Annotated in this window: 5 protein-coding genes and 1 pseudogene; 2 read left to right on the forward strand and 4 right to left on the reverse strand. The window is 69.1% G+C overall.

What is annotated here, in order from left to right; translation table 11 throughout:
* A partial coding sequence (locus MJ777_RS21825; RefSeq protein ID WP_239377647.1) for an ATP-dependent helicase occupies positions 1–2002 on the forward strand: 2002 nt, incomplete at its 5' end.
* 125 nt (positions 2003–2127) lie between these two features.
* Here MJ777_RS21825 and MJ777_RS21830 read toward each other — a convergent pair.
* Positions 2128–2856, reverse strand: a complete 729-nt coding sequence (locus MJ777_RS21830; protein WP_239308650.1) for a class I SAM-dependent methyltransferase — start codon at positions 2854–2856, stop codon at positions 2128–2130.
* A gap of 250 nt (positions 2857–3106) precedes the next feature.
* On the opposite strand from MJ777_RS21830, the gene MJ777_RS21835 reads away from it, so the two are divergent.
* Complete coding sequence (locus tag MJ777_RS21835) at positions 3107–3991, forward strand: CAP domain-containing protein (RefSeq protein ID WP_239377648.1); 885 nt, start codon at positions 3107–3109, stop codon at positions 3989–3991.
* 76 nt (positions 3992–4067) lie between these two features.
* On the opposite strand, the gene MJ777_RS21840 is transcribed toward MJ777_RS21835, so the two are convergent.
* The 3 genes and pseudogenes from MJ777_RS21840 to MJ777_RS21845 all read right to left on the reverse strand — a co-directional run bounded on the left by MJ777_RS21840 (position 4068) and on the right by MJ777_RS21845 (position 6596).
* Positions 4068–5378 (reverse strand): extracellular solute-binding protein, encoded by a 1311-nt coding sequence (locus MJ777_RS21840; RefSeq protein ID WP_239377649.1) that lies wholly within the window; start codon positions 5376–5378, stop codon positions 4068–4070.
* 59 nt (positions 5379–5437) lie between these two features.
* A pseudogene (locus tag MJ777_RS23325) lies at positions 5438–5872 on the reverse strand (toll/interleukin-1 receptor domain-containing protein); the annotation flags it as partial.
* 451 nt (positions 5873–6323) lie between these two features.
* Complete coding sequence (locus tag MJ777_RS21845) at positions 6324–6596, reverse strand: type II toxin-antitoxin system RelE/ParE family toxin (RefSeq protein WP_239377650.1); 273 nt, start codon at positions 6594–6596, stop codon at positions 6324–6326.
* Positions 6597–6618: the final 22 nt, after the last annotated feature.

The following is a 6618-nucleotide window of genomic DNA, read 5'->3' on the forward strand; positions in this document are numbered from 1 at the left end:
GCCCAAGACCGCGGCCACGAGCGCGGCCACAGCCGCGGCTCCGGCGGCCCCCGCCCCGACCGGCGTGGGGGCGAGCGCCGGCCCGGCCGGATCGTCGATCCTGGCCGGTCTCGATGCCGAACAACGCGCGGCGGCCGCGGTCATCCGGGGACCATTATTGATCATTGCTGGACCCGGCACCGGCAAGACCCGGACCCTGGTCCACTCGATTGCGCACCGGGTCCGGGAGCAGGGCGTGCCCGCCGAACAGTGCCTGGCGGTGACCTTCACCCGGCGGGCCGCGACCGAGCTGCGGGAGCGGCTCGACGCGCTCGCCGGCGAGGCGGCGCCCCGCATCCTCGCCACCACCTTCCACGGCCTGGGCCTGCGGATCGTCCAGGACTGCCACGAGCTGTTCGGCCTCGGCGCGGACGTCCGTATCGCCGACGACGCGACGTGCACCCACATCCTGCGGGAGGCGCTGGCCGGGACGGTCACGGGCGTGCGCAGCCTGGAACGGGTCCGGCGCGAGCTGGCCGGGTTCCGCCGGGCGTGCGCGCTCGGTGCTCCGCCGAGCGGCCATGAGCTGGCGGGCCATGAGCTGGCGGGCCCGGCCCGGCGGTACGACGAGGCACTGCGCGCGCGTGGCCTGGTGGACCTCGACGACCTGGTCGGGCTGCCGGTGGTCGCCATGCGGGCGCGGCCGGACCTGGCCGCCTCCTACCAGGCGCGCTGGCGGCATGTCTGGGTCGACGAGTACCAGGATGTCGACGAGCTGCAGTACGTGCTACTGACGATGCTGACAGGTCGTTCCGCCGGTACGGGACCAGCTGGTGCGGCGGTTGACCGGCCTGCCGCGAACCTGTGCGCGATCGGCGACCCGGACCAGGCCATCTACTCCTTCCGCGGCGCCGATGTGGGATTCTTCCTGCGTTTTCGAGAGGACTTTCCCGACGCCCAGATGGTTTCGCTCACCCGTAACTACCGTTCCACGCCGGCCATCGTGGATGCCGCCGTCCGCCTGATCGAACCGGCGACGCTCGTTCCCGGCCGGACGCTCGCGGCGGTCGGCACCCACCCAGAAAGCCCGCGGCCGCTGTTGCATCGAGCCTCGAACGAGGCCGAGGAGGCCGCGGTCGTCGTGAGCACCATCGAACAGGCGCTGGGCGGCACCTCCTTTCACGCGCTCGACCTCGGTGTGGACGGGACCGGCGAGGACAGGTTCTCCTTCGCCGACATCGCGGTGCTCTACCGCACGGCTCGCCAGGCCCGGCCGGTGATGGACGCGCTGGACCGCCACGGTTTTCCCTTCCAGCGGCGCTCCCACAACCGGTTTGCCGACGCCGCGGGCGTCGGGCGTCTGCTGGAGCTCATCGACGAGCGCGAGGGCGGCTCCGCGGAGCGGCGGTCCGTCCTCGCGAGGCTGCGTGCCGCCGCACAAGAGATGATCGACGCTTCTCCCGCGCCGGCCGTCACCACCGGCCTGCCAGCCTCCGGCCAGCCGGTTCTTGGCGAGATCGAGATCCGCTACGCGCTTGACATCCTGACCTCTCTCGCCACCGAGTGCGGGGATGATCTGGAGCGGTTCCGGTCCGAGATCGCGCTCGGCGCGGAGGTCGACACTCTTGATCCGCGTGCGGATCGGATCTCGTTGCTGACGTTGCACGCATCCAAGGGCCTGGAGTTCGGCCTTGTGATCATTATTGGCTGCGAGGCTGGTTTGTTGCCGTTGAGCTGGGCGGGTGCCTCCTCGCCAGTAGCTGTCAACGCGGCGGGTCCCAGCGCTGGAGAGGGCGGCGAGGACGCCGAGGAACGCCGGCTGTTGTTCGTCGGCATGACCCGGGCCAAGGGGCGGCTCGTGCTCACCCAGGCGGCTCGCCGCGGCCGGGGTGGGGCGGTCGTCGAGACACGGCCGTCACCATTTCTGGACGTTCTTGGTGAGCCACTGCTCCAGCGCCGTTCGGGCCCGGCGGGTACCCGCCCGCAACGGGCGAACCAGGGCCACCAGTTACGGCTGGTCTGAGAGCGTGTGTGAGATCGAGCTTTCGATAATCCTGGTGACGATGGCCGCGTCGACGACACCGTCGGGAACAATGTCGTCGACGCGGCCGGATCGTATGTCGGGATGCATGCGATGACAGCTTTTTGTCAACGTTTGCGGAAGACCATCGCGAGGTTCCAGGTGACGACCTCCCGCAGGCCCCGAACCCGCAGGACTGGTTTTGTCCAGGTAGGCAGGTACCTCGGCATGGCCTCGAGGATCTGGATGTCGGTTCGGCCGCGTGCCCAGGCCAGGGCGTCGGCGACCGACACCGGGAACAGGCTGGTGCCGTAGAGGTTCTTGGGCGCGACACCGCTGCGGCGCTCGTATCGCAGCGCCGCCCGGTGGCCGCCCAGATAATGCCATGGTGAGGTTTCGTGGCCGCCCCACGGTGACAGCCAGTTGGTGAAACTCAGGAAGATCACGCCGCCGGGGCGGGTCACCCGCACCATTTCGGCACACATCCGCCACGGGTCGGGGACGTGCTCAAGAACGTTTGAGGAATAGCAGATGTCCACCGAGGCGGTGGCGAACGGCATGTCCAGGGCGCTGCCAAGCACCCGTCCCGGTTCCACGATCCCTCCCGCGCTCATCTCCGAGATATCCGGTTCAACCCAGAAGTACTGGGCGCCGGCTCGTCCGAACGCGGCACGGAAATAGCCGGGGCCGCCGCCGACGTCCAGCACGACCGACCCCGCCAGCGAGGTGAACTGGCTGAGCTGGTGCACCGAGTCCGCGGCGAGCAGCGAGTAGAAGCCCGCGGGATCGACCTGCTCGCGGCGGCAGGCCTGGAACAGCTTGATCGATCGTTTGATCGAGGTGCTGGCCACCGGCATCGGTGGAGTGGGTGGCGGCTCTGGGCGCGAGGTTTGTGACGTTGCCCCGTCGAGCGCGGTGGGAGTATTGGAGGAGGAAGAAGATCCCAGTGAGGGGGACGCCGGCTCGGCCATGCCGGGCACAATAACATCTGGTAGCGGGGCCAAAATGTGACTTTACGTCCTTTCCGTGACCTAGCCTATCCGCGCCGTGGCGATGCCGCCTACCGGCAGCACACAACACAGGCCGGCAACGTGTTCGGGAGCTGTCATGATCGAGCTGGTTGCCGGTGCCAACCGGCCGTTACCCGGTGGCGTCCTGTCGGTCCGTGTGCCCGGCCCCTTCGACCTCTCGCTTCTCATCACCGGTGACGACGGGAAGGTCGCGGCGGATCAGGACTTCGTCTTCTATAACCAGCCGTCCGCGCCTGGCGCCACGGTGAACGGTGACAGCGTGACCATCGATCCGGGCCGGTTGCGGCCAGGGGCGAGCCGGGTGGTGGTGGTCGTGAGCCCCGCCGACAGCGCGCTGTCGCTCGGGCAGCTGCCAGTGCCGGTGCTGGATATCCGCGGTGGTGAAGGCTCCACGCTGGTGCGCTTCACACCGCCCCGGCCGCGCGCTGAGACCGTGTTTCTCCTCGCCGAGATCTACCGGCGCGGCGGCGCCTGGAGGATCCGTGCGCTTGGCCAGGGCTACTCTGACGGTCTTGCCGGGCTTGTCCGTGATTTCGGCGTCCAGGTGGACGACGACACCGCGCCGCTGGCCGGCCCGCTGGCGGAGGTGGTCGTGCTGGTGAACGCCGAGCGCGCCAGGACCGGCGCTGGACCGCTGGCGTCCGAGCCCCGCCTGGCCCTGGCCGCGCAGCGGCACAGCGAGGACATGGCGGCCAACAGCTATATGGACCACGTCAGCCTGGACGGGCGGACGATGTCCGACCGCGCCGCCGCGGCCGGCTATCGCTACCGCATGCTGGGTGAGAACGTCGCCGCGGGACAGCCGGGCCCGGCCGAGGTGATGGCCGGCTGGATGAACAGCCCCGGGCACCGGAAGAACATCCTTACCGGGGACTTCACCCAGATCGGGGTCGGCTGTGCCCGCGGCGGCAGCTACGGCGTCTACTGGACCCAGCTCTTCGGCCTCCCAGCCGACCGCTGACTCCCGCACGCCTCGAATCCGTTACCCGGCCCGGCCGTCCGCGGCATCCATCATTCGCAAGCAGGGGCGCGACCGGCTATCCGCCATGGAGGGCATCGGGCAGCTGCTGCTGGAGGAAGGCGACGGCCTCGGCGGGGGTGCGCTCGTGGGTCAGCACGCTGTGGACGGCATCCTGGATGGTTCCGCTCACGGCAGCGTAGTACGGGCTGATCGGACGGGTGCCGGCGCCCTTCAGGCTGCTGACGACCGCTCGGCCGAACTCGTCCTCGTGGTCGCTGTAGACGGCGAGCAGAGCGGCCGGGTAGCCGCCGTCGCGGAACATGGCCGACTGGATGTCGCGGTTGGTCGTCATGTAGCTGATGAACGACCAGGCGGTGGCGCGGTGCCGGGAGCAGGTCGACACGGCGAGGTTGTGGCCGCCGAGGACGCCGCTCCAGGGCAGCGGCACCACACCCACCTTTCCGGCGAGCGGTGAGCCCGCGGCCGTGACCAGTTTGTAGGCATAGGGCCAGTTGCGCAGGAATAGCAGCTGGCCCTGGGTGAAGGCGTCTCGGCTGCCCTGCTCGCGATCGGTCAGCGTTTCCTGCGGCAGCCAGCCGCCGGCCTCGGTGCCGGCCTCGGTGCCGGCCGCGAGCAGGCGCAGGGCCGCGCCGATGTCGTCGGGTTCGGAGAGCGGCGTGTCGGGGCCCGCGGCGAGGTCGCCGCCGAGGCTGCGGATGATTTCCAGGGCGTTTACGGTGAGGCCCTCGTAGCGGGCGAACTGACCGCCGAAGCCGCCGACCGGCGGCTGGCCGGCGGTGGCGCGCCGCTTGTTGATCAACTTGATCTGCGAGATCATCTCGTTCAGGCTGGTGGGCGGGAGCAGCCGCTCCGCGTCGAGAATGTCCTTGCGGTAGAGCAGCAGCGGGGTGTTGACGAGGAACGGCACGGCCCACTGCTGGTTGCGGTAACGCCCGCTCGCCCACGCCGCGGGGACGAAGAGATCCTTTCTGATCCCGTACGCGCGCGACTCGTGCGCATCCAGCGGTACGACAAGGTGGCCGCGGGCGAACTCCGCCGTCCACACCACATCGAGCGAATGCACGTCATAACACTCGTGCGAGCCCTGCGCGGTCGCGATGAGCTGGGCGCGCTGCTCGTCGGCGGAGTCGGTCTGCTCGATGTATCGGACGTGCTGGTTCGGGTGTTCCCGGTTCCAGCGGCCGACGGCGTTGGTGACCTGGTGGCCGTAGGTGAGGTCGGCGATCCCGGAGAAGGTGATCGGCCCGACGCCGTCGTCGCCGGATTCCCGCGACGAACAACCGCTGACTCCCAGCGCGTAGACGAGACAGGCCAGCAGCGCGGCAGACGCGAGGCGGCAGGCCGTTCTGACCGTCGGCGTCGGCATGTCAGTCGACCCTTGATGGCGTCGGACATCCTGGTGCGCAGGGCCGCTGCGGCCGCCTCGGCGTCCATGCCGACCAGGTCGATGTAATGGATCGTCCGGAGCAGGCCGGTAGGTACGCAGGCCTCGACCCGCACCGGCACGATGCGCCGAAGCCGGTCCTGGTCGCCCGTCCAGGCCGCCGGCCACACATGATCGCCGGGATCGGCGAAATAGTGTGGCGAGAGGATGGGCACGACCCGGTCGGAGCGGTCGAGCATGCGGCTGATGTTGGCTACCAGATCCGATCCGGGCACGATATCCCAGGCTTCGAGAAAAACCTGCGCCTTCCGACCGTCGAAACGTACGTGCTCCTCGAGTTGCCAGGCGATCCATTTCGCCCATTCGGCATCGGCGCGGGCATGGGTAAGGAAGAAGTCGCAGTGGCCGGCCGCGCCGGTCTCCGCGTCCGTGGTCCCGCTGGGGGCACCATCCCCCGAGCGCCTTGTGCCAGGCACATCGCCCCCTCATCAGCTTGACCAGGAATGCCCCGTCAGCGCGGCTCCGCGGCCCGTCGGGGGCGATATTTTATAAGGTGATCTATTTGCGCACGGTAGCACGTCCGCGCTGATTCGCCGGCCCTGGCACGGCACAGGCCAAAGGAAGGCCGACCGCCCCATCTGGGACGCGACGATCGGCAGCGGTGCTCCCGCCGCGCGCTTTGGACCCGAGCGACCCAATGTTGGTTCCGATATTGCTCACCCTGTTTGACCAGCACAAGCAGCGCTACAAAGATCGTTCTTGCGTGCCCCCGGCAAGACGGCACGCAGAAGGTTGCGGGCGCGACCAGCGGTTCTCGAACCGGCCGGCTTGTCATCGCGTGCAGCTTCAGGCTGGGGCTGCACGCGATGACGGTGGCTATCGAAGCGTCGTCGAACTCGCGGTGCCCAGCCGGGGCCAGACCTCCTTCTACCTACCGCCGGGGCGGTAGACATCGGCTCGGTGAGCGATCCGCAGAAGCGTCACGAGCTTCGCTTCCTCGTCGACCACGTACAGCACCCGGTACGGTCCGCGACGGGCACTGAAGGTGCCTGCCAGTTCCCGTTCGAGAGGTTTGCCGACCCGCTGCGGCGCGACCGCGAGGTCGCCGAAGACGAACTCGATGATCGCTGGCACGATGCGCGGTGGGATGTGCTGGAGGTCTCGCCGTGCCGTGGCCGTGAAGACCACCTTGTAGCTCACCGGGCGCGTTACCGGTCGCGCC

It is taken from the genome of Protofrankia sp. Cj5, from assembly GCF_917627405.1.
Classification (GTDB): domain Bacteria; phylum Actinomycetota; class Actinomycetes; order Frankiales; family Frankiaceae; genus Protofrankia.